Source organism: Nocardia salmonicida NBRC 13393, from assembly GCF_001613085.1.
Lineage (GTDB): Bacteria > Actinomycetota > Actinomycetes > Mycobacteriales > Mycobacteriaceae > Nocardia > Nocardia salmonicida.
This window is the reverse complement of the sequence record NZ_BDBR01000001.1, coordinates 74,089-99,182: the sequence shown is the minus strand read 5'-3', so window position 1 is coordinate 99,182 and position 25,094 is coordinate 74,089. Positions and strand designations below refer to the sequence as shown.

Below are 25,094 nucleotides of genomic sequence, written 5' to 3'. Positions count from 1 at the left end.
GCGGCTCACGGTGCCTCCTCCAATGTCGATACGTCGCCCTCGGGCAGGCCGAGTTCGCGCGCTTTCAGCAGCCGCCGCATGACCTTTCCGCTCCGGGTGTGGGGAAGGCTGGAAACGAATTCGACCTGCTTGGGCGCCACCGCGCCGAGCGCGCGCCTGCCGAAGGCAGTCAGTTCGGATCGCAACTCCTCCGATGGATGAACACCGGACCGCAACAACACGAAGGCCTTGACCACTTCTCCGGCGACGGGATCAGGTGTACCGATGACACCGGCCTCGGCGACAGCCGGATGCTGCATCAGGGCGCTCTCGACCTCGAACGGCCCGACCAGGTGTCCGGCCGACTTGATCACATCGTCAGCACGTCCGACGAACCAGTAGTACCCGTCACCGTCGCGGCGAGCCAGATCACCGCTGAGATACCACCCGTCGACAAAACACCGCTCGTACCGCTCAGGTTGGTCCCAGTAGGCGCGGAACATCGACGGCCAGCCCGCGCGCAACGCGAGCTCGCCGATCTCCCCCACTTCGGCGAAGCCGATCGTGCCGTCACGGACCTGCGCACGCCCATTCGCACCACGCCGCACCACGGCCGCCTCGATACCGGGCAGAGGTCGTCCCATCGATCCGGGTCTCACCTGCGTGGCAGCGAAGTTGGCGATCATGATCGCGCCCGTCTCGGTCTGCCACCAGTTGTCGTGCACGGGATGGCCGAGGACGCGCTCACCCCACACCACCACCTCTGGGTTGAGCGGCTCCCCCACACTGGCGATGAACCGCAGACACCCCAGGTCGGTGCCTTCGGGCAACGTGTCTCCGCTCCGCATGAGCATGCGCAGAGCGGTAGGCGCGGTGTACCACACCGATACTCGATGGGCCGTCAGAATCCGGTACCACCGCCGGGCGTCGAACTCGCTCTCGTCGCTGATCAAGGTGACTCCCAGGCACAGCGGCGCGATGACACCATAGGACATCCCGGTAACCCAGCCGGGATCTGCCGTGCACCAGAAGATGTCCCCGTCCTGTAGATCCAAGGCGAACCGTGCGGTCACGATATGGGCGAGTACCGCACCGTGGACGTGAAGCGCCCCTTTGGGTTGCCCTGTCGTCCCGCTGGTGAAATGCAGCAGGGCAGGGTCGTCGGCCGTCGTAGGTGTGATCTCGCAGTCCGGGTCGGCCGCGGCCATGGCAGCGGGCAGGTCGACACCCCCGGCCCCGCGATCGGTGAGCAGCACTGTCCGCAGAGCGGGCAGAGCGTCCCGGATCGGCGCCACCTTGCGCCGAAAGAGCGGCTCGGAGGTGATCAACGCCGCAGCGTCGGCGATGTCGAGCCGCTGCCGAACAGGCTCGGGACCGAACGCCGAGAACATCGGCGCAACCACGCATCCAGCCTTCAGAATGCCAAGGACCGCGACATACAGTTCGGGACAACGGCCCAGCAATATTCCGATACGTTCGCCGCGCTGAATCCCTTGTGCCCGCAGTACATTCGCGAACCTGTTGCTCGCTTCGGCCAGATCGGCGTAGCTCGATTCCACTACGCTGCCGTCGGTTCGTAGCCATCGCAACGCGATGGAGTGCGCTCTGGGACCCGCTGCATGTCTGTCGACAGCCTCGTAGGCGATGTTGAGACCACCACCCGGCAACCCGGCAAGCTGCGAGCTTGCCTGGTCCCACGAGAACTCGCGACACGTCGAGTCGTAGTCGCGCAGATTCGCCCGACCACGTCGCGAGCCCTGTGTGCTCATCGACCCCACGGTGATCGTGTCGTTGTGCGGGGTGCCGGGTTCGGTCATTTCCGTCCTTTCATCCTCGACTGGAAACGGGGAAGGTCGCGCCCGCGCTCAGACCGGATGGCTCGGCTGATGCTGCATCGAGGAGAACCGCGCGGCCGCGACCTCCTCCTGCGCCCGCAATTCCGACCCGGTGAGCACATAAGCGTCAGGTCCAGGAAAGGTCAGCGCCCGATGACCGTCATCGGTCCAGTGCACCAGGTAGGGCGGAGACCCGTCTGCTGAGTGGACCTCCTCGATCAGCCCCCGCCGGACAGCGCAGCCAACGGTATGTCCCTCGATGACGAGCCAGTCGCCTGGTTTCGCCTGCATGACGTGCCTCCTTGCTGGTTTCCTTGTCACCGCCATGTTCGGATCCGCTCTCTCGCCGTGACATTCGCCGTCGGTCCCGCTACGAACGGGTGATCGGACGTTTCTCACCCGGAGCCCGAGACGACGCGTGTTCTCGTCTGTCACTCGGGTGAACTGCTCTTATCCGCCCGATGCGACGGTGATATGACGTTCTTGTGCCTTCTCGGGCTCGGTCACCGGGATCGAGACGGTGAGGATGCCTTGGTCGTACTTGGCGGAGATGTCGTCTTCGGCCGCACCTGCGGGCAAGGCGATCGAGCGGGTGAACGAGCCGTACCCGAACTCGGTGCGTCCCTTGGTTTCCTTGCGCTCGCTACGCTCGGCCGTGATGGTCAGCACGCCCTCCCGCACGGTGACGGCGATATCCTTCACCGGATCGATGCCAGGGAGTTCTGCTCGCAGCAGGTACTTGTTGTCAGCGAGCTCCTCCTCGACCTTGATGAGCCGGCCTTCGAAGAGCGGGCGGAGGTTCTCGACCGGCGGGAACCCGGTCAGCCAGTCGTTCACCGCGGGAAACAGGCGGTGACGGTGGGCAGGCAGACTACTCATGTTCGGCTCCTCAGCTGTTGTTTCGGACTCCTCGATCCGATCAAGATCCGGGCGGTCGGGGCTAGGGTCCGGCGCCCCTGCCCGGATGGTCGTTTGTCACTGCGGGAGCGGGGCATCCTCGGATACCAGGGAATCCCTGTCGGCTCAGGTGACCGCGACCGACTCGTCCATCCGGCCGCGTTCCCAGGGTTCGAGGGTCGTGCGACTCATGGGTTGGCGACCTGTGGCACTTTTCGCCGCCACGTGCGCGGATCGAGACTGACTGTTGTCGGACTCAGGAGGAAACGGTGACTCTCGCTCACAACGTGGATCCTGTTCTCGCGTACGACCTCGAAGTGACGATCGACGCGGCAGGGATCGACTTGCTCGGACGGCTACGTGTGCCACCGCAGGCACTCGGAGTAGTCGTCATTGCCCACGGCAGCGGGAGCACACGAAGCGACCGACGCAACGTGGTCCTTGCCCAAGCCCTGGCAAGCCACCGACTCGCCTCGGTAGCCGTCGATCTGCTGTTGCCGACCGAACAACGCGACATCGACAGAATTTTCGACGTCCGCCTCCTCGGCAGCAGATTGACCGCCGCTCGGCGTTGGCTCTGGGCGACGGTGTGCCGCGACCTCCCTGTCGGCTACTTCGGCCTCGGCTCAGACGCGCCCGTGGCCCTGTGGGCTGCCTCCGAACCACACAGCAGAATCGAGGCTGTTGTCGTACGGGGCGGGCGCCCTGACCTGGCAGGTGCTCGGCTGGCCCGAATCACCGCTCCGACTCTGTTTCTGATCGGCGGCGGAGATCGACAAGTGCTGGCGCACAACCGTTCCGCGGCCGCGAGCATGCGGTGCGAACACCGCGTCACCGACATGTCCGCGCCCGGGCGCCGGGCGAGCGGCAGCCAACTCGCCCAATGGGAGTCCTATTTGTCGGCGATGTGGATCACCGAGCACCTGCGACCACCAGGCCCTGCCGAGCCGAAGACGCCGCGAACCAGCGGCAGAGGTGACTGATGTATTCCGATCTGGTGCGTTCGTCGTTCGAGATGACCGGGTGCGGTGGCAGCCGACGGCCGAAACGAATCGGCTGATCGTCGCCAGGGAGCACCGACCCCGCCGCGGGTGCCGCTTGGTCGTCACGTATCAGTGCAATCGACGCCGCGTAAGAGCGCCGATCGTGTCACCGACGGTGTGGGAAGGAGGCGCGAAAACCGCGCCAGCAGAAGATATCGCGGTCACCCGATTCGGCTAGTGGTGTTCAGCAGCGAACTCCCGGCGTTCTAAGACGGTGTGGTGATGGGCGCCGAGACGATACCGCTCAGGAACACATGCGTTTCAAAGATGATGTGGTCGAGCTCGGTGATCACTTCGGTCATCGCGTCGTCAACGCCCTCGGTGCCGTCGTTGCCTTGCTCCGCGATGGTCGAGACGGCCTCGCCGAGCCCGTTGAGGTGTTGGAGCAGTCGATCATTGAGTCCAACAGGACGGGGGCGGTGGTGCGCGGGAAGGTCGCTGCCATAACCAGTTCGGCTGATCTGGACCCTTGCCGCACTGCGGGCATGATAGTTGAAGGTCGTGGGTGTCATCGCGTTCCTCAGGCGTGGGTTTGCCACGGAGGAGCTTGCCGGTTTCCACGTGAGCACAAGCTGATCCTTGATCATCCGGCAGTCCCCATGGTCTGAACCGGATGTTCCCTCAGTACACGCTTACCCAGGAGAGAAGTCAACGACGTTGGCTGATGGTGGAATGCTTCTTCGACCCAGCCCCCTGAAACCCAGAGGGCACCCGCCACCATCCCAGGGACGGTTGCCCCCGCCAGTCCGCTGTCGCGGTGTTCTCGACGCGACCTGGCGGCCTCAGGATTCGCCTGACCTTGCTGTCATGACGCTGTGTGGACCGGCGGCGGGGTCCAGGTTCCGTCCAGAGCCTCGGTGTCGGGCGCGTAGAGGCGCAAGGTGATGCCCATGGGACCGGTCGGCGCGGGCAGCCAGTTCGCTTCGCGTTCAGGGCCCGGGTTCTTGTGCGAGATGAAGATGTCGAGCGATCCGTCGGAGTTGTAGTTTCAGCCGATCACCGAGGGCGTAGCGGTCGAGTTCGTTGGCGATCTGGAAGCCCTCGAGGTCGTACATCGTGACCGACCAGAACGCCGCGACCGGCGGCAGTTTCCCGGCGTCGAAGTGGAGCACATAATGGTCGTCGCCGACGAGGCCGGTGGTGCCGTCATCGATCGCCACCATGTGCGCGTCGCCGCCGACCATCATGAGTCACGCACGCCTGCGGCGGCGATCGCGTCGGCGATGTACTGCCGTTCCTCCGGGTGTCCATGGCAGGGAATTCGCCCATACCACCACGGCATGGGTGCGGCTCGAGCGCACCAGTTCTTCGACGAACCAGTCGCGCTGCTCGGTGCCCAGTATCGAGGTCGATGTCGCGGCGGAGCGATTGTCGGTCATGACGAACCGGACTCTGCCGATCGTGAATGCCTGGTTGATGGTTCCGTCGGATGAACCGTACGGGTAGTGCGGAACGGTCGCGCCGAAAGCGGTCCGCACCCGCGTCATTGGGGCCTTAATCGTGATCGTCCCAGACGTAGGCAACCGGACTTTCTCGATAGAAGGCCGATTGGCCGGGGCTGGTCAACACTCTGTCGTAGGCCGCGAAGAACTCGCCGGGCGGGTGCTTTCGATGTTCGCGTAATGCAGATCGCCGAGGGCCAGGTGAAAGAGTCCGCGTTCGGCGGCCAGTGCGTCGAAGACGGCACCGCTGGAGCCGACCCGGGCGCAGGAGCCCGCGGTGACGCGGAGCCCGCGGTGACGCGAAATAACGGCGGGCTTCGACGGCTGCTGAGCCGCTACGGTTCGGACTTGCGGCCGATCGCGGCGTCGATGAGACCGATCGCGGCAAGGGCGCCGACGACGACCATCATCCATCGCGTGGCGACGTCGGCGATCTTCGTCGTGCTCCGGTGTCGTTTCTCTTTGTTCGCATCATGGTCTTCTCGATGAGCTCGTCGGCCGGCTATCGCTGGGCGGTCGAACGCAGGACCGCCAGTCGGTCGGCATATTCCTGCGCATCGATCTCGCCCCGTGCGAAGCGCTCCGCCAGCACGTGTTCGGCACCGGTAGCCGCCGGATGTGCGGTTCGATCGGTGTCGAGCCGGAACAGGTACCGGAGCGCGAGCACGAATCCCGCGAGCAACAGGCCCCAGAACAGGAGCATCCCGAAGCCCATCCAGGCATATCCCCAACCATTGACGTCGTGGTCGTACCAATTCATCGCGGTCTCCTTCGGGATGAAACGCTCACGCGCGTTTGCGATCGTTACCGCCACTATGTCTCCGGGAGCCCACCCGCTGGCAGGGCCGAGCGCCACCATTCGGAAGTACCAAAGGCACGTCGGCGGGTGACAAGAATCGGTCCGCCCTACCGTGACAGTGGTAGGGCGGACCGCGGACAGAACTAGGGCCGGCGCGCGAAGCGAGCCCCGACGATCAGCGCGGCGAGTGCGACGGCACCGACCACGGCGATCAGCCGGTTGACATCGACAGCGGGCTGCCAGCGCACCCGACCGTCGCGAATCACGAACGCGCCGACCGGTTTCGCACCTACCCCGAAGCCCGCTCCCGAACCCTGCTGACCTTCGGGGTCCGATCCGCCGCCGCCGCCCGCGCCGCCGGAGACCGCGGCAACGCCGATGACGGTGGTGCCGTCGCGCTCCACCGGCTCCGCGTAGACCCGCTCGACGGTCATCGCGTCTTTGGCGATCGAGAATGCGTCATCGATTTTCATTGTTTCCTCCGTTGGGGTTGTCGGCTGTGCCGATATCGAGAAAGTCGTCAAGGGGGCGGCGTGGGGTTCGGGGTGGCGGATCTGTCCGCGCGGTGCCGATGCGCACAAGAACTTGCGGGTACGGCAGGCCCACCAGATCGGCCACGGCGGCACGGGCGGACGGCAGTTCCACGACATGTGTGATGGTGCAGGTGGACAGACCGCGCACGGTGCATTCGAGCAGTACCGCCGACAACGCCCGCCCGCAGTCGAGCAGGTCCTCCGCCGAATCTCCTGGCGTCGACAGCACCGCTACCATCGCCTCGTCATCGCCGTCACCTGCGGGTTCTACAGTCCCGGAAGGGAATTCGCGGCCGACCGGCACCCGGGAGCGGTCGGTGGCCGCCGGCAGTGTGGCGGCGGGCACGCCGGCCCGGCCCGCATCCGGAGCCGCGGCCCACCAGCTCAGCTCCGCTTGGTACAGGGGGTCGTAGCGACGCAACCCGGCAGTTGTCGCGGAGATCCCGCGTAGCGCGTGCGCGGCAGGCGGGGCGAGAAAGATGATGGTCGTGCCGGATCGGTGTCCGAGGAACTCCAGTATTTCTTGCGTCACCAGCCGATCTGTGGGCGGCGCCATCGGCGTCCGGTCGGTGTAGCGCCGTTCGATCGCCTGGGCGAGAAGCAGTTCCGGCTCGGAAGACACGTGCGGGCGCACAGGTTCGAGTGAGGCGACGTGGGAGCGAACCGTGGGCTCCGGGAACGTGGTGACGCGAGGCTCCCACCCCGCGGCGTTCCACGCGACGTCGGCGTGGTTCAGCATCACCCCACAGCCGAGCATGCCTTCCCGGTTGAACATGTCCGTCGCGGGCAGCAACCGGTCGGCGTCGACGTAGAGCGCCGCGGCGGTGCCGTCCCAGCGCCAGCGCCACGGCTGGCTGTTGTGCAGCGAAGGCGCGCGAGCGGCACGGTCGAGAACAGCGCGGACAGTCTCGACGTCGGGCCTGGGGTCACCGGTCATCGGAATCCTCCGCGTCTCGGATCAACAGGTCGGTTATCGGTCGACGGGGCGTTTCGGGCGGGAAATCAGCACTTGTCGGTGCCCAACCGACCCGGACGATGGCCTGCGGATAAGCGGTGCCGAACAGCAGATCTCGACGAATGAGTGCGCGTTGTCCAGCGATCTCGAGCGGTTCGGTGAGCACGCAGGTGGCCAGGCCGATTCCGGTTGCCGTCAACAGCACGCTGCTGAGCGCCTCACCCGCCCGCAGCCTCGACAGCCGATCGTCGGCGCCGGTGCCGAGCACCAGCAATTCGGCGTGATCGGGCTCGCTTGCCGGATCGGCGAATTCGGCCGCCGCGAAGGTCCTCGGCGGGAACTCGTCCGCCGGATGCGCGGGCGGTACGTTGCGGGCGGGGACGCCGTCGGCACTGCCGTGGCGCCCCGACCACATCGCGAGTTCGAACCGATACGACTCGTCATCGGCATGAATGCTGCCCGCGTGCGCGGCGGCGGCTTTCACCCGCTCGCGGTCGTCGATGCGTCGCACGATCGCGCCCAGTTCCATCGCTCGCTCGGCGAACAGACTCAGGTACCCCGGCGGAACCGGCCACGACGTGTAGTGGCGGCGGTCGGTCCTGCGTGCGGTGATCGACCTGCTCATCTCGATGTCGAGCGAGGTCGGTCGGCGCCGCAGCAGAGTCACCGCAGCCAGATGGTCCGGGGCGGCGGGGTCGGGGATCCGGTGAACAACCGGCGCCCACCCCATCGCCGTGAGCGCCACGGACAGATGATGCAATGCCGCCCCGCAGCTGAGCACGATGTCGCGCTGATCAGGGTCGGTCGCGGGCAGCGCACGCCGCGGGTCGAGGTAGAGGTGGATGCTCTCATCGGCGATGCGCCAGCGCCACGGCTGCACATTGTGCACGGACGGGGCGCGCCCGGCCAGCCTCAGCGCTGCCATCACGGTGTTGTTATCGGGCAGTCCGCGCTCCATGGTGTCCGTCCTTCGTCGATGGTCTGTCTTTCCACGGTCTCAGCAGCACCGGAGCGGGATAAGAGCACGATGACCCCGTTCGGAGGGACTTCAGGTCATCGGCGAGCCCTCCTGCAGCACTTCCGCTGCGTCGTGTCGTCGAGGCAGGATCGAACTGTGCATGGTGAACGAATGCGGGTGCCCGGGCCCTGTGACTGTCGGGCAGAGTGATGCGCCTCGAGAACCTGCCGAGATCGGCAGGCAGGACCGCCGACGGATACGGCGCGGTGGTGTTCGACATGGACGGCGTCGTCACCGACACCGCGACCGTGCACGCCGCGGCATGGAAGCGACTCTTCGACGAGGTCCTGCCTCAGCTGACCGAGCGGCCGATCCCCGCGTTCGATATCGAGGCCGACTATCGGCGGTTCGTCGACGGCCGTAGCAGAAGTGACGGAGTCCGATCCTTCCTGCGCTCCCGGGATATGACCGTCCCCGAGGGGTCGGCGCAGGATCCGCCGAGCAGTCTGACCGTGGCCGGACTCGCCGCGCGCAAGCAGGATCTGTTCGCCGCCGAGATCGCCGCATCGGGCGTGCGTGTCTTTCCGGACGCCGCCGCACTGCTGGGTCGCCTCCGCGCGGCCCGGGTACCGACGGCGCTGGTCACCGCGAGTTCCAACTGTGCCGCCGTGCTCGACGCCGCAGGTCTGGCCGAGTCGTTCACCGTGCGCGTCGACGGCAACGACGCGCTACGCGAGGCACTGCCCGGTAAACCCGATCCCGCGATGTTTCTCGAGGCCGCGCGCAGGCTCCGGGTGGAGCCGATCGACGCGGTGGTGCTCGAAGACGCGACGGCCGGGGTACAGGCAGCCGTCGCGGGCAGGTTCGGTCTGGTCATCGGTGTCGATCGCACCGGCGCGGGCGCCGGACTCGCGAAGGTCGGCGCCGACGTCGTCGTCACCGATCTGTCCGATCTGGCCCTCACCTCGTCGAACTCCGACCCGATCCCCGCGAGTTCGACACGCTGGTGCGGTGGAGCGGCACCAGCGAATTCCGGCGGCTGGAACCTCATCTATGACGACTTCGACCCGATTCAGGAGGGCACGCGAGAAGCGTTGTGCACCACCGGAAACGGATACTGGGCCAGCCGCGGCGCCACACCGGGAACTACGCCGGACGGGGTGCACTATCCCGGCACCTACCTGGCCGGGATCTACAACAGGCTGACCTCGACGGTGGGCGAGCGGGTTGTCGAGACCGAACACCTCGTCAACGCGCCGAATTGGGCGTACGTCACCGTCCGGCACTCCGACGGAACGGTCCTTCGACCAGGCCTACCGGAAATGGTCAGCCACCACCAGGACCTGAACCTTCGCGCGGGAGTCCTCACCTGCCTCGATCGATACGAGGACAGCCAGGGCAGGCAGACGACGGTGACCACTCGACGGTTCCACTCCATGGCGGATCCACACGTCGCGGTGCTGGAACTGACGATTCAGGCCCAGAACTGGGACGGCGAAGTGATCGTCGAATCCGTGATCGAGGGCAGCGTGAGCAACCGCAACGTCGGCGCTGATCGAGCATTGGCCGCACACCATCTGGTTCCGGGAAATCATCGAAGGCTCGACGAGGAGACGGTCCTGTACGAAACAGCGACCACACAGTCGGGTCTCACGATCGCTACGGCCGCGCGGACCAGGGTCGGTGCGACGGTCCTCGAGCGCCGATTTCGCGGTGACAGTTCCCGCCCGGGATTCGTCGTCACCGCCCGGATCGGCCCGGCGAATCCGGTCACCGTCGAGAAGGTCGCCGCCGTGAGCACCTCCCGGGATCGCGGTATCTCCGCCGCCGGGCTCGCCGCCGCGGATCGGATCGCCCGCGTCGCGGATGTCGCCGCGCTCCGTGACGCCCATGTCGCGGCCTGGGCGCAGCTGTGGGATCGCTTCGCCATCGCCCTCGGCGACCACCACGACCGCAACCTCGCACTCAACCTTCACGTATTCCACGTACTGCAGGCGGTGCACACCTCGGCGAGCGACCTCGACGTCGGTGTGCCTGCGAGAGGACTACACGGCGAGGGGTATCGGGGACACGTCTTCTGGGACGAGCTGTTCGTCTATCCGATGTTGACGTTGCGGCAGCCGGAGCTCACCCGAGCGCTACTGCGCTACCGCTACGCGCGGCTCGACCGCGCCCGCGACGCCGCGCGGGCAGCGGGTCTCGACGGTGCCCTCTTTCCGTGGCAGAGCGGCAGCGACGGCCGGGAAGAGGCACCGAGCGAGCTGTTCAACATCCGCAACGGGCAATGGATGCCGGACCACTCCTTCCGGCAGCGCCACGTGGGTCTGGCCGTGGCCTACAGCATCTGGCAGTACTACCAGAGCACCGGCGACGAACGATTCCTCGTCGATGTCGGCGCCGAGATCGTGATCGAGGTAGCTCGGTCGTTCGCCTCGATGGCCGTCTACGACCCGGGCGCGGACCGGTTCGATATCGAGGGAGTCATGGGCCCGGACGAGTACCACGACGGAGATCCGCGATCGCCGGGGCGGGGGCTGCGCAACAACGCCTATACCAACGTCCTCGCCGCGTGGACGTTGGCGCGCGCCCACGAGGTGGTCGGGCTCCTCGACGGCGGCGACTGCGCTCCCCTGTGGAATCGGCTGGGACTGCGGTCCGACGAACCGGCACACTGGGATCGGGTCAGTCGGCGACTGCGCGTGCCATTCCATCGAGACGGGGTGATGAGCCAGTTCGAAGGATACGAGGAGCTCGACGAATTCGATTGGGACTCCTACCGTGCGCGCTACGGCAACATCGAACGACTCGATCTCATCCTGCAGACCGAAGGCGACACGACCAACCGTTACAAGGTGTCCAAGCAGGCCGACGTGTTGATGCTGTTCTACCTGTTCTCGGCAGAGGAACTGCGTCACGTGCTCGAACGGCTCGACTATCGCCTTCCTCCGGAATCCATCCCACGTACCGTCGAGTACTACCTGGCCAGAACCAGCCACGGTTCGACGCTCAGCCGCCTCGCGCACGCCTGGGTGCTGGCTCGCACCGACCGGAAGGCATCGTGGTCGCTGTTCACCCGCGCCCTGGACGCCGATCTGGCCGACACCCAGGGCGGCACGACTCGCGAGGGCGTGCACATCGGCGCGATGGCCGGCACCGCCGACATGGTGCTGCGCTGCTATTGCGGCATCGAAACGCGCCAGGACATGCTGCGGCTGCACCCGGTCCTTCCTGCCGAGCTACCCGCGGCGGAGTTCACCATCTCCTACCGTGGTCAGCCGCTGACGGTTTCGGTCACCCACACGGGTGTGCGGTTGCGGCTGCACCCCAGCACCGCAGGGCCGATCCGGGTCGACATCGAGGGCAACGAGCGGGTGCTCGAGGCGGGACAAACGTGGGAGGTCCCGCTCGGCGTGGCGCCGCGCACCGCGGTCGGATAGGTGTCGGGGGCGTGCCTGTCGTCCCGGTGTCCGGTGGCTTTCAACGGGGGAAGCGCAGTGGTTCGGCCGATGTGTACGAGCGCGCCGAACCGGGTTGCGCGCGATCCGACACGCTCGGCGCACGGGCCCGGGCAGTCAGCGAGAATCGCCGAGGTCGGCTCGGCTCGCTCGTGCCGATAGTTCGGCGATCTCGCGTTCGATGCCGTCGGCGATGTTGTCGATATCAGGTGTGGTGTCGAAGTCGCCGGTGATTCCGAAGATGAGGCAGTCGCGATAGCTGAGGACTGCGATAGTTGTGCGCAGGCGCATCGCGAGGGGGACACACGGCAGGATTTCGAGCACCTCACGCCCATGGAAAGTCAGTCGGCGTCGGGGGCCGACAACATTGGTCACCAATGCGGCGACACTGCGCTGCGGGAAATGCCCCGCCAGCCGGAAGGTCCACCCCACCAGGGCATGGGGCACCCACTCGGCCATCGCCAGCAGCGAGCTCTGCGCACCGGCCTCCCCCCTGGCGCGATGTCGCGCGATGCGTTCGTGGACAGCGGTCAGCCGCTCGATGGGGTCGGCCAGCTCGATCGGCAGATACGGGATCATCGCCGACACCCGATTGTCGGTGATCTCCTCGGCGCCGGGAGCACGCACCGACACCGGAACCAGAACACGGACTTTGCCGGCCGTCGGCTCCTCGCCACGCCGTGACAGCACGGTGCGATAGGCCGACGCGACAGCGGCCAGTACCACGTCGTTGACGGTCACTTCGAAACTCGTGCCGATCGCGTGGACATCTGTCAGCGACGCTCTGGCGATCGCATACCGGCGCTGTCGGCCGATAGGACCGTTCAACGACGACGACGGTGCCGGCGAGACTGCCGCGCCTACCACCGGAAGCAGACCGCGCGCCATGGTCAGGGCGAAGCGCGGCACCGCCCACGGGTCCCGCACGCCCCTGACCAGTCGATCGACAAGGCCGACGCCCGAAGCGCGGGACGGGACAGTGCGTTTCGAGACACTGTCTTCGGGCGGATCACACAGTCGCTCGAACAAGCTCATCCCCGAGACACCGTCGACCATGCTGTGATGTGCCTTGACGATCAACGCCCAGCGGCCGCCGGATACTCGATCGACGACCACGCACTGCCACAGCGGATGGTCGCGGTCGAGCCTCTCCTCCAGCTCGGTCGCGACGAGCTCACGCAGCGTCGGCTCATCGCCCGCGCCGGGTAGCGCCGTCCAGCGAATATGGTGTGCCAACGCGAAGTCGGGGTCTTGCTCCCACACCGGCGCGGTCAAATCCAGCGGCGACCGGCGGACTCGCTGGCGAAGACGTTCATTGCGATCGACGCCCTCGGCGAGCATCGCGTCGAATGCCGAGCGGGTCGGTACCGGCCCAGCCATGATCGCCACGGCACCGATGCCGAGGCTGATATGGCGATCGGTGTCCTCCAGCTCCATGAACCCCATGTCCAGGGGACGTAGCTCTGTCATCAGTCGACCTCGAAGTGGACGGTCGTGACAGCTTGTCACCGGATGGGACTGTGGCGCTGCCACTGAATCGATCCTTGCGCGAAAGCCTCGGTCACGGGAAGTGCAAATAGTCCATCACCGGCCGCCGAAATACCCCGATGTGAGCGGTCCCGGTGCCGCGACATTCTCTTCAGCCGATCACGCGCCAGGTTCTCGGTCTTTCGTCATCATGATTGTTCTGGCGCGGTTCACGGTGAGCGGGATCAGATGTGTGGTGATCCGGGCCGCCGAGGCAATCCGCCGATAGGCGTCGTAGACGATGTCACGGACTTCGGCGAGGCTGTGCCTGGGAAACCTCGACATCAATACCGTCGCGATGGAATCGAGCTCACTCGCCGTCGACGCCGTCACCACGGGTGGCGCCGTCGTTTCCCTGACCGGATCGAGACTCCGAGTCAGCAACACGAGATGCTTCCGGACCGGTGCCGATCGGCGCTTCTGGGGTGCGATCCAGTCGCTGGCTGTCAGTGGCGATGGCATCGTCTGCGCCGTCAACGCGGCCGCAGGTTCTTCGGTGAATCCACTCATTGCCTTCGCTCCTGTCGAATCCGACCATGGGTAGGGGTTAGATCATCAACTTCGGATACCAGCGGTTGTCAGGGGCTTGCGGCCCTCGCGAGAGTGCCTTTGGTCTGCACCCCGAATTGCGGTGACTTCGGCCGATCACGGTGCTGACATGTGCCGGTCCCAGGCGATCGAGTGGAGCCGGGTCACCAGTGATTCCGTGAGGAAGATCAGACACAGCCCCGTGAACCCCACGCCGATCAGGATCACCATGGCGGCACCTATTCCGCTCATCACGGCTGCGGACGGTGCTCGCGGATCGGGAATCGGATTACCGGAGGCGTTGACCCACACGGGGATCCGGTCGCCTTCGGAGATCTTACGAACCACCGTCACCGTGGCAACCGACGAGCCGGAGGCGCCCACCCAGCTCACCCGCGCGCGATACAGGTGGGCGGGGGTGCGCTCGGGGCGTTGCAGGACCAGAGCAGTCACGACAGTGGCACCCGCTCGCTGTGCGCGGATATCAGCGGCGTCGTCGGTGTAGGTGATCGTTCCCACCGCGCCGGCCACCGGCACCGAAACCAGCACCAGGACGGCGACGAGTATGCGCACCGCAGCCAGCAATCGGTCGGGCCAGCGCATGAGCGGATTGGCGTTCCAGGGTCGGCACCGCCACAGCCTGGCCGTCCGCGACACCATGCCGTCGATCTGGAATGTGGAAGTCGTCATCTGTTCGGCTCCGATCAGCATCCGGTATGGCCCGGGGAAACTGTGGCCCCGCACCGGCGCGGGTACGGGACTGATTGCCATGGCTTGATCGTCGCCCCCCGGCAAGCGCCGATTGCAGAGCCGAAAGTCCCGGGGCCGGCCGCGAATGGTCACCACTGTGGCGACGGTGCCTTTGGTCCCCTTCTTGCAGGCATCATTGCTCTGCTCCGCTGCCCCGGTCTCGAGCGACGCTGGCACCATGGCAACGAAAACCTTCGTCGTCATCACCGGAATACGTCGACTCGCTGCGGCCCCTTCTGCCCAGGCCGTCACCGTCCACGCCTGACCGACGCGTCGACGCGTCGAAAGGACAACCATGAACGGGCTGCTCACTTGCGTACTCGGCGCCGAAGCACTCGTACTCGTGGGCCTCGTACGGGCATATGTGTCTCTGACAGCGCACCCATCGAGCGCGAGACGCTGACGCCATGCCCGTCTCGCCGCGTTCGGTGCCGATCGCCACTTTCACCGTCAATCCCACCGTCGACCTCTCGCTCGTCGTCGCGCACCTGCTACCGGAGGGAAAGTCCCGCGCGCAGGTGCACTCGATTCGTGGCGGCGGCGGCGGGATCAACGTGGCTCGCTGTGTCCGGAGACTCGGCGGCGCGGCCGTTGCCGTGCACACCTGCGGCCGCGAAGTCGGCGCACGCCTGGAACGACTGCTCGATGACGAGAAGCTGGAACACGAATCCATCGAGATCGCCGAAGACACCCGTGAGGCATTCGTGCTCGCGGACAACGCCGAGGGGCGCAGCTATCACATCGTGGCGCCCGGCCCGGTCCTGACCAGGACCGAGCAACAACGCTGTCTCGATACGATCGCCGAAATCGCCGGGCGCTGCGATTATTTCGTCCTCTCCGGGAGCGCGACTCCCGGCCTGAGTGAGGATTTCAGCGCCGCTGTCGCCCGCACCGTCGGCACCCGCGGCGCGCGGCTCATCGCCGACATCGCCGGAGCGCAACTGACGACGATGTTGCGCGAGCGGGTCTTCCTGGTCCGGCTCGACCGAACCGAGGCGGGCGCCCTGCTCGGACATCCCGTCACGACCTTCGCCGACGCGCGCGCCGTGAACACCTTGCTGTTCGAACGTGGCGCTTGCGAGCACGTGATCACCACGGTCGGTGCGCTCGGTGCGGTCTGTTCCGACAGTCGCGCCCACTACGAGCTGGCCGCGCCGAGGCTGCCGTCACCGGCGCGCAGCGACGCCTGCGCGGGTGACAGCCTGGTCGCCGCGGTCGCGTATCGGCTGAGCCGCGGAGACCGGATGCTGGACGCCTGCGCGGTCGGCGTTGCCGCCGCGGCGGCAACCGTCGTACTTCCCGGTACCGATGTCTTCGACCCCGCGACGATCGAATCTTTGACCGCCGATATCGATATCGTGCGCATATCCGACGGGGGGCGCAGGGAAGACCTTGGTCACCCCGAGAAGGGCTTTCAGACCCTCGGCTGAACAGGGGGACGGCGACAACAATCGAGTTGTGCCGCAAGGCATTTGTCGAACCACCTCTCGCCCATATTCCGGAGGAAGTAATGTCCACATTGACCGAACGCAAGTCGGATCGCGCAGTACGCACGTCGCTGATCGGCACGTCCGGTTTCGTGGCGCTGTGGGCATTCGCCGGTGCCGTGGGTCTCGCCGGAGGCGGTGCCGATCTGGGTGCGGAGGTGACCGAGCACCTCCCGTTCGACAGTCCGTTCTTCGCGGGCTGCATGCTCGCACTGATCGTCGGTCTCCCGATGTCGGCCACGGCGGTAGCGACTCTGCGCGCCGATCCACACATGGTGCCGATCGCCTTCACCAGCGGTCTGCTGCTGATCGGCTGGGTCACGGTACAACCGCTTGTCATCGGCAGATTCCACTGGCTCCAGCCGCTATTCGGTGTGCTCGGACTCGCTGTGTGCGCCCTCGCCTACCGCCTTCGACACCGCCCGATCTGATTCGCCGACCACGGAAGGAACAACAAATGAACTGGCCACTCGCCGCCGTATTGATCGCGATCATCTTCGCGCTGATGGTTGTCGCCTCGACTTACATCTCGACTCGCGGAAACCACTGACAGCATTCGACAGGAGCGGTTCACCCACGATCACGCCGACCGGTGATCCGGGCCGACCAGACCGCCCGCCAGCAGCAGGTCGTGCGCACGCCGCGCCGCGTCGGCGGCCCGCGTGTCATCGGCAGGGTCGGTCGGCAGCTGTGCCAGGCCCGCGCTGAGTGCCGCGACCGCGTCGGTCAGGGCCAGAACCCGGCGTTCCAGCCGCGCGACGAGGTCGCCCGGCACCGATTCTTCGGCGCCGTCGAGGTCCTCGACCGGGTGTACCCGGCCCGCGATATCCGAACTCGCCCCGTAATAGAGGCGATACAGCTCCTGCGGCATTGCCGCGAACGTACGGCTGAGCAGGCCCGGCGAGAACAACTCCTCCAACGCGAAGGTCACCGCAGCAACGACCGCGGGCACTTCGGCGGGTGCAACACCGGCCTCCCTGGCGAACTGAGCGAGGAACTCACGCAAGCCGTGCCGTACCGGCACATGGCTCGGTACCCAGTTCTCGTAGTAGACGCCGCGCAGCAGTTCGGGCAGCTGGGCCGACAAGTGCGCCGAACTGTCGACCCCGATCCGATCGCGCACGGTGTGCAACCACGCACGTAGTGCGCGCAACGCGAAACGGCGGTCCTCGGTGTCGAGACTCTCGGCGACAGCGTGCAACCACACATGGGCGGTGTGGACCGTCGGAGCCAGCGGGTCGTGGTGGGTCATGGTCATCTCCTGCTCGTCGAATCGAACGTGTGTCGATTCGACCAAGGATCCGATGGGCGCGACCAGGGACCACAGACCCCGCCGCGAGTGCCGTTGGTCGTCGCTCTGGCGGCGGCTCAGCCCGCCCCCTAGTTGTGTCCTTTTGTCCTCTCGCAGGGCACTTCGGCCGTAGCCGCGTCCGGGTTCGCCTCGACAGACTGAGCCATGGCAGCCGCCGGACCAACGAAAAGGAGGCCGCTATGGCGATAACGGTCGACCGGCCGGGACTGACCGACGCCGAAGCGACCCTGCGGCATCGGCGTGACGGACCCAACACCATGCCCGAGCCACCCAGGCCGAACCGCGTCGCGCAGTTCGCGGCGCAACTGACACACTTCTTCGCCGCGATGCTGTGGGTCGCCGCCGTCCTGGCACTCGTCGCGGGCATGCCGGTGCTCGCAGTGGCGATCGGCTGCGTCGTCGTGCTCAACGGCGTGTTCGCGTTCGTCCAGGAGTTCCGGGCCGACCGCGCCGCCGAGCGCCTGCGCGCGCTACTCCCGATGCAGGCTCGGGTGCGGCGCGACGGGCACGTCGTGACGGTGGAATCGCGCACCCTGGTGGTGGGTGATCTGCTGGTTCTGGAGCCGGGCGATCGAGTCTGCGCCGACGCGACGGTGCGCGCGTCGCGGCAGCTGGCCGCCGACGAATCGATGCTGACCGGCGAGGCCGAACCGATCGCCAGGATGATGAACGAACCGGTACTGGCCGGCACCTACATAGTCACCGGGCAGGGCGAGGCGGAGGTGCGCGCGATCGGATCGGCCACCCGCCTGGCCGCACTCGCCGCCGTTACCGAGCAGGCAACCCGGCCGCCGAGCCCGCTGACCCGTCAGCTGCACCGGGTGGTGCGGCTGGTCGCGCTCATCGCGGTACTCGTCGGGGTGGTGTCGTTCGGCGTCTTCGCCGCACTGGGGCGCGACCTCACCGAAAGCCTCCTGTTCGCCATCGGGGTCACCGTCGCTCTCGTCCCCGAAGGTCTGCTGCCGACGGTGACCTTGTCGCTGGCCCGCGCCGCGCAACGGATGGCGACCGAGCACGCGCTGGTCCGCAGGCTCGAAGCGGTCGAGACGCTCGGCGCGACCACCTTCATCTGCACGGACAAGACCGGCACGCTGACCCGCAACGAGATGCAGGTGGTCGAGGTCTGGACACCGTGCGGCTCGGTGACAGTGGACGGCGCGGGATACGAACCCGCCAGGAGACTGCACGGGACCGACGCCGCGCTCCGCGCCGCGCGCACGGCCGCGGATTCCGCCGCCCGCTGTTCGCCCGATGCCCACGCCCAGCGGCGGGACGGGAAGTGGACACCGATCGGCGACCCGATGGAAGTGGCGGTGCATGTATTCGCCGCGGGCATCGGCGCCGGCGAACCGCCGCCGCCCGACCAGCGGACACCATTCGACTCCCACACTCGTCGCGCCTCGGTGATCGATGCCGACGGTGAGCACGTCACGGGCGCACCGGAAGCGGTACTCGCGCTGTGCGACAACGACAGCGACCGCGACGCCGTCGCCGCGCAGATCACCGGAATGACCGAGCGTGGTCTGCGTGTCATCGCCGTTGCCCGAGCCGAGCAAGCTCGCCCGAAGGCGCGGCTGCTGGCAGTGATCGGGCTCGAGGACCCGCCGCGCGAGGACGTGGCCGAGGCGATCGCGGCCTGTCGCAGCGCTGGAATCGAGCTGGCGATGGTGACCGGTGACCATCCCGGCACCGCCGCCGCGATCGCCGAGCAGGTCGGACTGTTCGGGCCGGACCGTGTCGTGGTGGTGGGCGAGGACCTGCCCACCGACGACACGCGGCTGGCAGATCTGCTCGAGCGAGGCGGTGTGGTGATCGCACGAGTCTCGCCCGAGCAGAAGCTGCGGATAGCGGCGGCCCTGCAGCAGCGAGGCCACGTGGTCGCGATGACCGGCGACGGCGTGAACGACGGTCCTGCCCTGCGCACCGCCGACATCGGCATCGCCATGGGCGCATCCGGTACCGACGTCGCGCGCGAGGCAGCCGATCTGGTCTTGCTCGACGACCATTTCGGCACCATCGTCGCGGCGGTCCGGCTCGGGCGCGCGACCTTCGCCAATATTCGACGGTTCCTCACCTATCACCTCACCGACAACGTCGCCGAACTCGCGCCCTTTGCCCTGTGGGCGGCCAGCGGCGGCACCATTCCGCTCGGGTTCACCGTCCTGCAGGTGCTCGCCCTCGACATCGGCACCGACATGCTGCCCGCGCTGGCACTCGGTGCGGAACCGCCGAATACACGCACGATGTCCGGGCGGGCGAAGATCGGCGCACTCATCGATCCACGGTTGTTACGCAGAGTGTTCGGCGTTCTCGGTCCCGCCGAAGCGGGCATCGGCATGATCGCGTTCCTGACCGTACTCGCGGTGGCGGGCTGGAGTCCTGGTGCCGAGGTGGATGTCGAAGTACTCGCCTCGGCATCGGGTGCGCTGTTCGTCGCCATCGTCTTCGGCCAGTTGGCGAACGCCTTCGCCTGTCGCAGCGAATCGCGGTGGGTCGGAGCGATCGGGTGGAAGGGCAACCCGCTGTTGCTCTACACAGTGGCGATCGAACTCGGGTTGCTGGCGGTGTTTCTCTGGGTGCCGCCGTTGCCGCGCCTGCTCGGCGGCACCGCTCCTACCGCGTTGGGCTGGCTGCTCGCGGCTTGCGCGATACCAACGTTGCTGGTGGCCGACACCGCGCACAAGATGCTGCGCGCTCGTCGACACCGGCATCGGATCGGTCGGACCCCTTCGACGCACGCGGTGTGAAACCTCTTACGCCGAGCGGCGCCGTCACCTCGTTGTGTCGGTAACCGCTACCTGATCGACGTCGTTGTCGTCCACGTGGAGGTCGTGCTGTTGTCCCCGCCGACGGGGACCTGTCCGGCCCTGCCATTCGGTCCGGACCCGTCCGCGGCCCGACGGGCGAGGACCAATGCCAACCCCGTCAGGACCTTCGGCCGTATCGACCGATCCGGGAGCCGACGACGCTGGGAACCAACCGACGACCAGCCGGAAACGAGGGGATACGACATGGGTGAATTCGTCACCGAATTCAGTGGATTGCGCTTGGCCGACGCCGACCGAGCCGGCGGCAAGGGCGCCAATCTCGGCGAACTCGTCGCCGCGGGGCTCCCGGTCCCAGCGGGGTTCGTGATCCTCGCTGCCTCCTACGAGCACACACTGACCGACGGCCCCGCGGGCGCCGAACTCGACCGGCTACACGGCCAGGCCCTGGCATCGACCGCCGACGCCGCGGCCGTCATCGCACTGTGCGACCGGATGGGAGCACTCGTACGCGCCACCGAACTCTCCGACGCAGTCCGCGCACCCGTGCTGGCGGCCTATCACGCGCTGGGTGACGAGGTGGCGGTCGCGGTCCGGTCCTCGGCGATCGGTGAGGACGGCGCAAGCGCCTCGTTCGCCGGAATGAACGTGACCCGTACCAACGTGCGCGGCGACGACGCGCTGCTACACGCGGTGATCGACTGCTGGGCCTCGCTGTTCACCCCCCGGGTACTCACCTATCGAGCACGGCGCGGGATGCACGGGCGACCGGTGATGGCGGTGGTGGTGCAGCGAATGGTCGCCGCCGAACGCTCCGGGGTCGCCTTCACCGCCGATCCGACGACAGGGCGACTGGATCGTGTGGTCGTCGAGGCGGCCAGGGGCCAGGGTGAGGTGGTGGTCTCCGGCGAGGTCGAGCCGGATACCTATCTGCTCGACGCCGATGGGCCGACTCTGCTCCACACCCGTCGCGGACACCAGCAATTCGCTGTGGTCGCCGGGCCCGACGGCGATCAGCGGATCGAGCTGTCAGACGCCGACGCGCGAACCCCGGTGCTGACCGACGAGCAGGCCCGCGCTGTCGCCGCGTCGGCGCTCGCCATCGCCGCCCATCACCACGGTATCCCGCAAGACATCGAGTGGGCGTTCGATCACACCGATCTCTGGATCGTCCAGGCCCGGCCGATCACCACGCCGACCGGCGCGACCGAGCCGCCGAGTACCCGCGGTTCCGCGCGCGAGGTGCTCATCAGAGGCGTGGGTGCGGCGCCCGGCTCGGCGTCAGGACACACGCGAGTGCTGGCGACACCGGACACGGGATCGCTGCTACGCGACGGTGAGGTGCTCGTCGCGCCGATGACCAACCCGGACTGGCTACCCACCCTGGCCAGGGCGGCCGCGGTGGTCACCGACAGTGGCGGCATGACCTGCCACGCCGCCATCGTGGCCCGAGAACTCGGGATCCCGTGCATCGTCGGCGCCCGAGACGCCACGACGACACTGACCGACGGCACGATGGTGACCGTCGACGGCTCCACCGGTGAAGTCACCGCAGGCCGCCACGACGTCGCGGCGACCACCGCCCCGAGACCGGCGCCCCCTGCCTCGGCACCCACCGCGACCAAGATCTACGTCAACCTCGCGACCCCCGAGCGCGCCGCGCTGATCGCCGCCGGCGACGTCGACGGTGTCGGCTTGCTCCGGGCGGAAACCCTGCTGACCGAAGCACTGGACGGGCGCCACCCCCGCGACCTCATCGCCCGCGGCGAGCAGCAGCTGTTCATCGATCGCATGAGCGAGTCGCTGTGCCGCATCGCTGAGCCCTTCGGCTCACGTCCCGTCGTCTACCGCACCACCGACTTCCGCAGCAACGAGTTCCGCGCTCTGCGTGGCGGCGAGCACTACGAACCCGTGGAGCACAATCCGATGATCGGCTACCGCGGCTGCTATCGCTACATTCGCGAACCCGATCTTTTCGCGGTGGAGCTGGCCGCGCTGGCCCATGCTCGGCAACGCCACCCCAACTTGCACGTGATGATCCCCTTCGTCCGTACCCGGTGGGAACTCGAGGCCTGCCTCGAACTCATCGACGCCAGCCCGCTCGGCCACCAGCGCGGACTGCACCGATGGGTGATGGCCGAAGTGCCTTCGGTGGTGCACTGGCTGCCCGAATACATCGGGCTCGGGATCGACGGCGTCTCCATCGGGAGCAACGATCTGACACAGCTGATGTTGGGCGTCGACCGTGACTCCGAGCAGTGCGCCGAGCTTTTCGACGAATCCGATCCCGCCGTGCTGGGAGCGATCTCGCACATCATCGCCACCGCACGTCGGCTCGGCGTGACGTCCTCGCTGTGCGGCCAGGCGCCGTCGAATCATCCGTCCTTCGCCGAGAACCTCGTGCGGTGGGGCATCACCTCGATCTCGGTAACCCCCGACGCCATAGCCGACACCCGCCGGGTCGTCGCCGCCGCCGAACGGCGGGTGCTCCTCGACCACGCACTCGCCACGAACCCTCCCGACCATCGCTGAACTCCCGGGTTCCTGAACACCCCTACGAAAGGTTCGATCATGTCCGATCTTCATGGCCGCAGCGTCGTCGTCACCGGCGGTGCGCGCGGTATCGGTGCCGCCGTCGCACACACACTGACCAAGGCCGGAGCCGGCGTCGTCGTCGCGGATCTGCTGGAGCGCGACGGCGCGGCCACTGCCGACGCGCTCGGCTCGCAAGCGATCTTCCGCCACCTCGACGTCACCGACGAGGACGAGTGGCGCCGCGTGCTCGACGACGCCGAAGCGACATTCGGACCACTCGCGGTCCTGGTCAACAACGCGGGCATCCTCGACTTCGGCAGCGTCGAGACCGAATCGCCCAGCCAGTTCCGCCACGTTCTCGACGTCAATCTGGTCGGCTCCTGGCTCGGCATGCACCTGGCCGCGCCACGGCTGCGCGCCGCGGGTGACGGCGTCATCGTCAACGTCTCCTCGACGGCCGGACTGATCGGCTATTCCGGAATCTCCGGCTACGTCGCCAGCAAGTGGGGACTGCGCGGATTGACCAAGGCCGCGGCGATCGAACTCGGCGACGCGGGCATTCGTGTGTGCTCGGTCCATCCGGGGCCCATCCGAACCCCGATGACCGCGGGCATGGACCCGAGTATCGCCGCAGGACAACCACTCCCCCGTTTCGGTGAGCCCGACGAGGTCGCCGCGATGGTCGGCTTCATCGTGACGGAGGCGACCTTCTCCACCGGCTCGGAGTTCGTGCTCGACGGCGGTGCCACGGCGGGCGCCTCGCTCGTCGCGGCGAACTGAGCACAGCCGTGATCATCCCGGCACCGGCGCGGGTGCACGAGACACACTCCGGCGTCGTGCTGCTCTGTGGTGATCGCGCGTACAAGGTGAAGAAGGCGCTGCGCACCGACTTCCTCGACTTCAGCACCGTAGCGTTGCGCGAAGACGCCTGCGCGCGTGAGTTGGAACTGAACCGGCGGCTGGCGCCGGATGTCTACCTCGGCGTCGCGCACCTCAGCGACGTCGGGGGTGGGCCCGCCGAGCCGGTCCTGGTCATGCAACGGATGCCAGAGGACCGACGACTGTCGAACCTGCTCACCGCCGGGGACGAAGAACCTCCCGTCGATCTGTCCGCCCTGGTCAGCCTGCTGGTCCGGTTCCACGACCGTGCCCGACGCAGTTCCGAGATCGACCGTGAGGGCTCCGCCGACGCGCTGCGCGCTCGGTGGCGATCCTTGCTCAGCCCGTTGCGAGAAGCTTCGGGAGAACTCGTCGACCTCCCGATGGTCGAGCGCATCGATCACCGGGTAATGCGTTACCTCGACGGTCGAACATCATTGCTGGACAAAAGGATCAACGACGGCCGCATCGTCGACGGCCACGGCGATCTGCTCGCCGAAGACATCTTCGACCTACCGGACGGTTTTCGGGTGCTGGACTGCCTGGACTTCGATGACCGATTGCGTTATGTCGACCGGTGCGACGATATCTCGTTCCTCGCCATGGACTTCGACTTCCTCGGTCACGCCGAACTCGGCGATCGCTTGGTCGCTGACTATCTCCGCGCGGCGGGCGACCCCGCGCCCACTTCGTTGCGCGATCACTACATCGCCTACCGGGCGACGGTCCGGGCGAAGGTGGACCTGATCCGCCTCGGACAAGGCGAGCTTGCAGCAGGCCCGCGACTACGCAAACACCTGTCCATCGCCGCCCGACGACTGGAACGGGCGACAGTACGGCTCACCCTGATCGGCGGGCTACCCGGAACGGGCAAGTCGACGGTCGCGGCGGAACTGTCGGCGGCCACCGGCGCGGTCGTATTCGCCAGCGACCACGTTCGCAAGGAATTGGCTCGGGTCGGAGCGCTGAACGAGGAGGTCGGTCGCTTCGGCGCCGGCCGTTACTGCGCCGCCGGACGGGCCCGCGTCTACGACGAATTGCTCTGGCGGGCAAGGGTTCTACTCACGTCGGGGGTGTCGGTGATCCTTGACGCGAGCTGGATCGACCCCGACAATCGCCGACACGCCACTCAGATGGCCGACGCGGTATCGGCCGATCTCGTTTCCCTGCATTGCGTCTGTCCCACCGATCTGGCGCATCAGCGAATCGGACGCCGACGCACGCACGAATCGGATGCGACCTCCGCCATCGCCGATGCCATGGCAGCGACTGCGGTGCCGTGGCCCGAGGCGGTCACCGTGGACACCGCCGGGCCCCTCGCCGATTCCGTCGCGGTTGCCCTCGACGCCTGGCACAGCGGCACCCACCACACTGCCGGGCTGGAACTCACGACACCATGACAGTGGCAGAACACG

General features: G+C 67.1%; 24 protein-coding genes. 9 read left to right on the top strand and 15 right to left on the bottom strand.

Features of this window, described 5'->3' with window-relative positions; all coding sequences use genetic code 11:
- Nucleotides 1–5: 5 nt before the first annotated feature.
- The 3 genes from acsA to NS1_RS00480 form a co-directional block, all read right to left on the bottom strand.
- On the bottom strand, nucleotides 6–1,796 hold the full coding sequence (acsA, locus tag NS1_RS00490; protein WP_373864318.1) for an acetate--CoA ligase: 1,791 nt from the start codon (nucleotides 1,794–1,796) through the stop codon (nucleotides 6–8).
- 48 nt (nucleotides 1,797–1,844) lie between these two features.
- A complete protein-coding gene (locus NS1_RS00485) occupies nucleotides 1,845–2,105 on the bottom strand; it encodes a DUF1918 domain-containing protein (RefSeq protein ID WP_062980548.1) in 261 nt (86 codons plus the stop codon).
- Nucleotides 2,106–2,264: 159 nt separating this feature from the next.
- Entirely contained in the window at nucleotides 2,265–2,693 is a 429-nt protein-coding gene (locus NS1_RS00480; RefSeq protein WP_062980507.1) for an Hsp20/alpha crystallin family protein, read from the bottom strand.
- Nucleotides 2,694–2,980: 287 nt separating this feature from the next.
- Here NS1_RS00480 and NS1_RS00475 point away from each other — a divergent pair, with 287 nt between their 5' ends.
- A complete protein-coding gene (locus NS1_RS00475; protein WP_062980505.1) occupies nucleotides 2,981–3,694 on the top strand; it encodes a dienelactone hydrolase family protein in 714 nt (237 codons plus the stop codon).
- A 266-nt stretch (nucleotides 3,695–3,960) separates the two neighbouring features.
- On the opposite strand, the gene NS1_RS00470 is transcribed toward NS1_RS00475, so the two are convergent.
- From NS1_RS00470 to NS1_RS39770, 4 genes are all read right to left on the bottom strand, one after another.
- Entirely contained in the window at nucleotides 3,961–4,341 is a 381-nt protein-coding gene (locus NS1_RS00470) for a hypothetical protein (RefSeq protein ID WP_062980503.1), read from the bottom strand.
- A 218-nt stretch (nucleotides 4,342–4,559) separates the two neighbouring features.
- Entirely contained in the window at nucleotides 4,560–4,709 is a 150-nt protein-coding gene (locus NS1_RS42335) for a DUF1214 domain-containing protein (protein WP_373864319.1), read from the bottom strand.
- Complete coding sequence (locus NS1_RS42330) at nucleotides 4,684–4,941, bottom strand: DUF1214 domain-containing protein (RefSeq protein WP_062980501.1); 258 nt, start codon at nucleotides 4,939–4,941, stop codon at nucleotides 4,684–4,686. The genes NS1_RS42335 and NS1_RS42330 overlap by 26 nt, the downstream gene beginning before the upstream one ends.
- A 3-nt stretch (nucleotides 4,942–4,944) precedes the next feature.
- Nucleotides 4,945–5,133, bottom strand: coding sequence for a hypothetical protein (locus NS1_RS39770; RefSeq protein ID WP_157125043.1), 189 nt, complete (start codon nucleotides 5,131–5,133; stop codon nucleotides 4,945–4,947).
- A 243-nt stretch (nucleotides 5,134–5,376) separates the two neighbouring features.
- On the opposite strand from NS1_RS39770, the gene NS1_RS00455 reads away from it, so the two are divergent.
- Entirely contained in the window at nucleotides 5,377–5,685 is a 309-nt protein-coding gene (locus tag NS1_RS00455) for a hypothetical protein (protein ID WP_062980497.1), read from the top strand.
- A 13-nt stretch (nucleotides 5,686–5,698) separates the two neighbouring features.
- Here NS1_RS00455 and NS1_RS00450 read toward each other — a convergent pair whose 3' ends face one another.
- The 4 genes from NS1_RS00450 to NS1_RS00435 all read right to left on the bottom strand — a co-directional run bounded on the left by NS1_RS00450 (nucleotide 5,699) and on the right by NS1_RS00435 (nucleotide 8,441).
- Nucleotides 5,699–5,956, bottom strand: coding sequence for an SHOCT domain-containing protein (locus NS1_RS00450; RefSeq protein WP_056809291.1), 258 nt, complete (start codon nucleotides 5,954–5,956; stop codon nucleotides 5,699–5,701).
- 182 nt (nucleotides 5,957–6,138) lie between these two features.
- Entirely contained in the window at nucleotides 6,139–6,468 is a 330-nt protein-coding gene (locus NS1_RS00445; protein WP_062980495.1) for a spore germination protein GerW family protein, read from the bottom strand.
- Nucleotides 6,455–7,465 (bottom strand): Acg family FMN-binding oxidoreductase, encoded by a 1,011-nt coding sequence (locus NS1_RS00440; RefSeq protein ID WP_063816037.1) that lies wholly within the window; start codon nucleotides 7,463–7,465, stop codon nucleotides 6,455–6,457. Before NS1_RS00440 ends, NS1_RS00445 begins: the two co-directional genes overlap by 14 nt.
- On the bottom strand, nucleotides 7,455–8,441 hold the full coding sequence (locus tag NS1_RS00435; RefSeq protein ID WP_062980493.1) for an Acg family FMN-binding oxidoreductase: 987 nt from the start codon (nucleotides 8,439–8,441) through the stop codon (nucleotides 7,455–7,457). Before NS1_RS00435 ends, NS1_RS00440 begins: the two co-directional genes overlap by 11 nt.
- 209 nt (nucleotides 8,442–8,650) lie before the next feature.
- Between NS1_RS00435 and NS1_RS00430 the strand changes: the two genes are divergently transcribed.
- Nucleotides 8,651–11,878 carry a beta-phosphoglucomutase family hydrolase gene (locus NS1_RS00430; protein WP_062980544.1) on the top strand — a complete coding sequence of 1,076 codons (3,228 nt, stop codon included), beginning with the start codon at nucleotides 8,651–8,653 and terminating at the stop codon, nucleotides 11,876–11,878.
- A 135-nt stretch (nucleotides 11,879–12,013) separates the two neighbouring features.
- On the opposite strand, the gene NS1_RS00425 is transcribed toward NS1_RS00430, so the two are convergent.
- The 3 genes from NS1_RS00425 to NS1_RS00415 form a co-directional block, all read right to left on the bottom strand.
- On the bottom strand, nucleotides 12,014–13,366 hold the full coding sequence (locus tag NS1_RS00425) for a wax ester/triacylglycerol synthase family O-acyltransferase (RefSeq protein WP_062980491.1): 1,353 nt from the start codon (nucleotides 13,364–13,366) through the stop codon (nucleotides 12,014–12,016).
- 177 nt (nucleotides 13,367–13,543) lie between these two features.
- Nucleotides 13,544–13,933, bottom strand: coding sequence for a three-helix bundle dimerization domain-containing protein (locus NS1_RS00420; protein ID WP_062980489.1), 390 nt, complete (start codon nucleotides 13,931–13,933; stop codon nucleotides 13,544–13,546).
- A 135-nt stretch (nucleotides 13,934–14,068) separates the two neighbouring features.
- Nucleotides 14,069–14,641 (bottom strand): Rv1733c family protein, encoded by a 573-nt coding sequence (locus tag NS1_RS00415; RefSeq protein ID WP_157125042.1) that lies wholly within the window; start codon nucleotides 14,639–14,641, stop codon nucleotides 14,069–14,071.
- Nucleotides 14,642–15,108: 467 nt separating this feature from the next.
- Here NS1_RS00415 and NS1_RS00410 point away from each other — a divergent pair, with 467 nt between their 5' ends.
- Nucleotides 15,109–16,131, top strand: a complete 1,023-nt coding sequence (locus NS1_RS00410; RefSeq protein WP_062980486.1) for a 1-phosphofructokinase family hexose kinase — start codon at nucleotides 15,109–15,111, stop codon at nucleotides 16,129–16,131.
- Nucleotides 16,132–16,211: 80 nt separating this feature from the next.
- Complete coding sequence (locus NS1_RS00405) at nucleotides 16,212–16,619, top strand: hypothetical protein (protein ID WP_062980484.1); 408 nt, start codon at nucleotides 16,212–16,214, stop codon at nucleotides 16,617–16,619.
- A 149-nt stretch (nucleotides 16,620–16,768) separates the two neighbouring features.
- On the opposite strand, the gene NS1_RS00400 is transcribed toward NS1_RS00405, so the two are convergent.
- Nucleotides 16,769–17,440 (bottom strand): DUF2267 domain-containing protein, encoded by a 672-nt coding sequence (locus NS1_RS00400; RefSeq protein WP_235569262.1) that lies wholly within the window; start codon nucleotides 17,438–17,440, stop codon nucleotides 16,769–16,771.
- A gap of 239 nt (nucleotides 17,441–17,679) precedes the next feature.
- On the opposite strand from NS1_RS00400, the gene NS1_RS00395 reads away from it, so the two are divergent.
- The 4 genes from NS1_RS00395 (at nucleotide 17,680) to NS1_RS00380 (ending at nucleotide 25,079) form a co-directional block, all read left to right on the top strand.
- Nucleotides 17,680–20,247, top strand: coding sequence for a cation-translocating P-type ATPase (locus tag NS1_RS00395; RefSeq protein ID WP_062980482.1), 2,568 nt, complete (start codon nucleotides 17,680–17,682; stop codon nucleotides 20,245–20,247).
- Nucleotides 20,248–20,511: 264 nt separating this feature from the next.
- Entirely contained in the window at nucleotides 20,512–22,797 is a 2,286-nt protein-coding gene (gene ppsA / locus NS1_RS00390; RefSeq protein ID WP_062980481.1) for a phosphoenolpyruvate synthase, read from the top strand.
- Nucleotides 22,798–22,836: 39 nt separating this feature from the next.
- On the top strand, nucleotides 22,837–23,580 hold the full coding sequence (locus NS1_RS00385) for an SDR family oxidoreductase (RefSeq protein ID WP_062980480.1): 744 nt from the start codon (nucleotides 22,837–22,839) through the stop codon (nucleotides 23,578–23,580).
- An 8-nt stretch (nucleotides 23,581–23,588) separates the two neighbouring features.
- Nucleotides 23,589–25,079: a bifunctional aminoglycoside phosphotransferase/ATP-binding protein gene (locus NS1_RS00380; protein WP_255284362.1), complete on the top strand. Its 1,491-nt coding sequence runs from the start codon at nucleotides 23,589–23,591 to the stop codon at nucleotides 25,077–25,079.
- The last annotated feature ends 15 nt before the right edge of the window (nucleotides 25,080–25,094 follow it).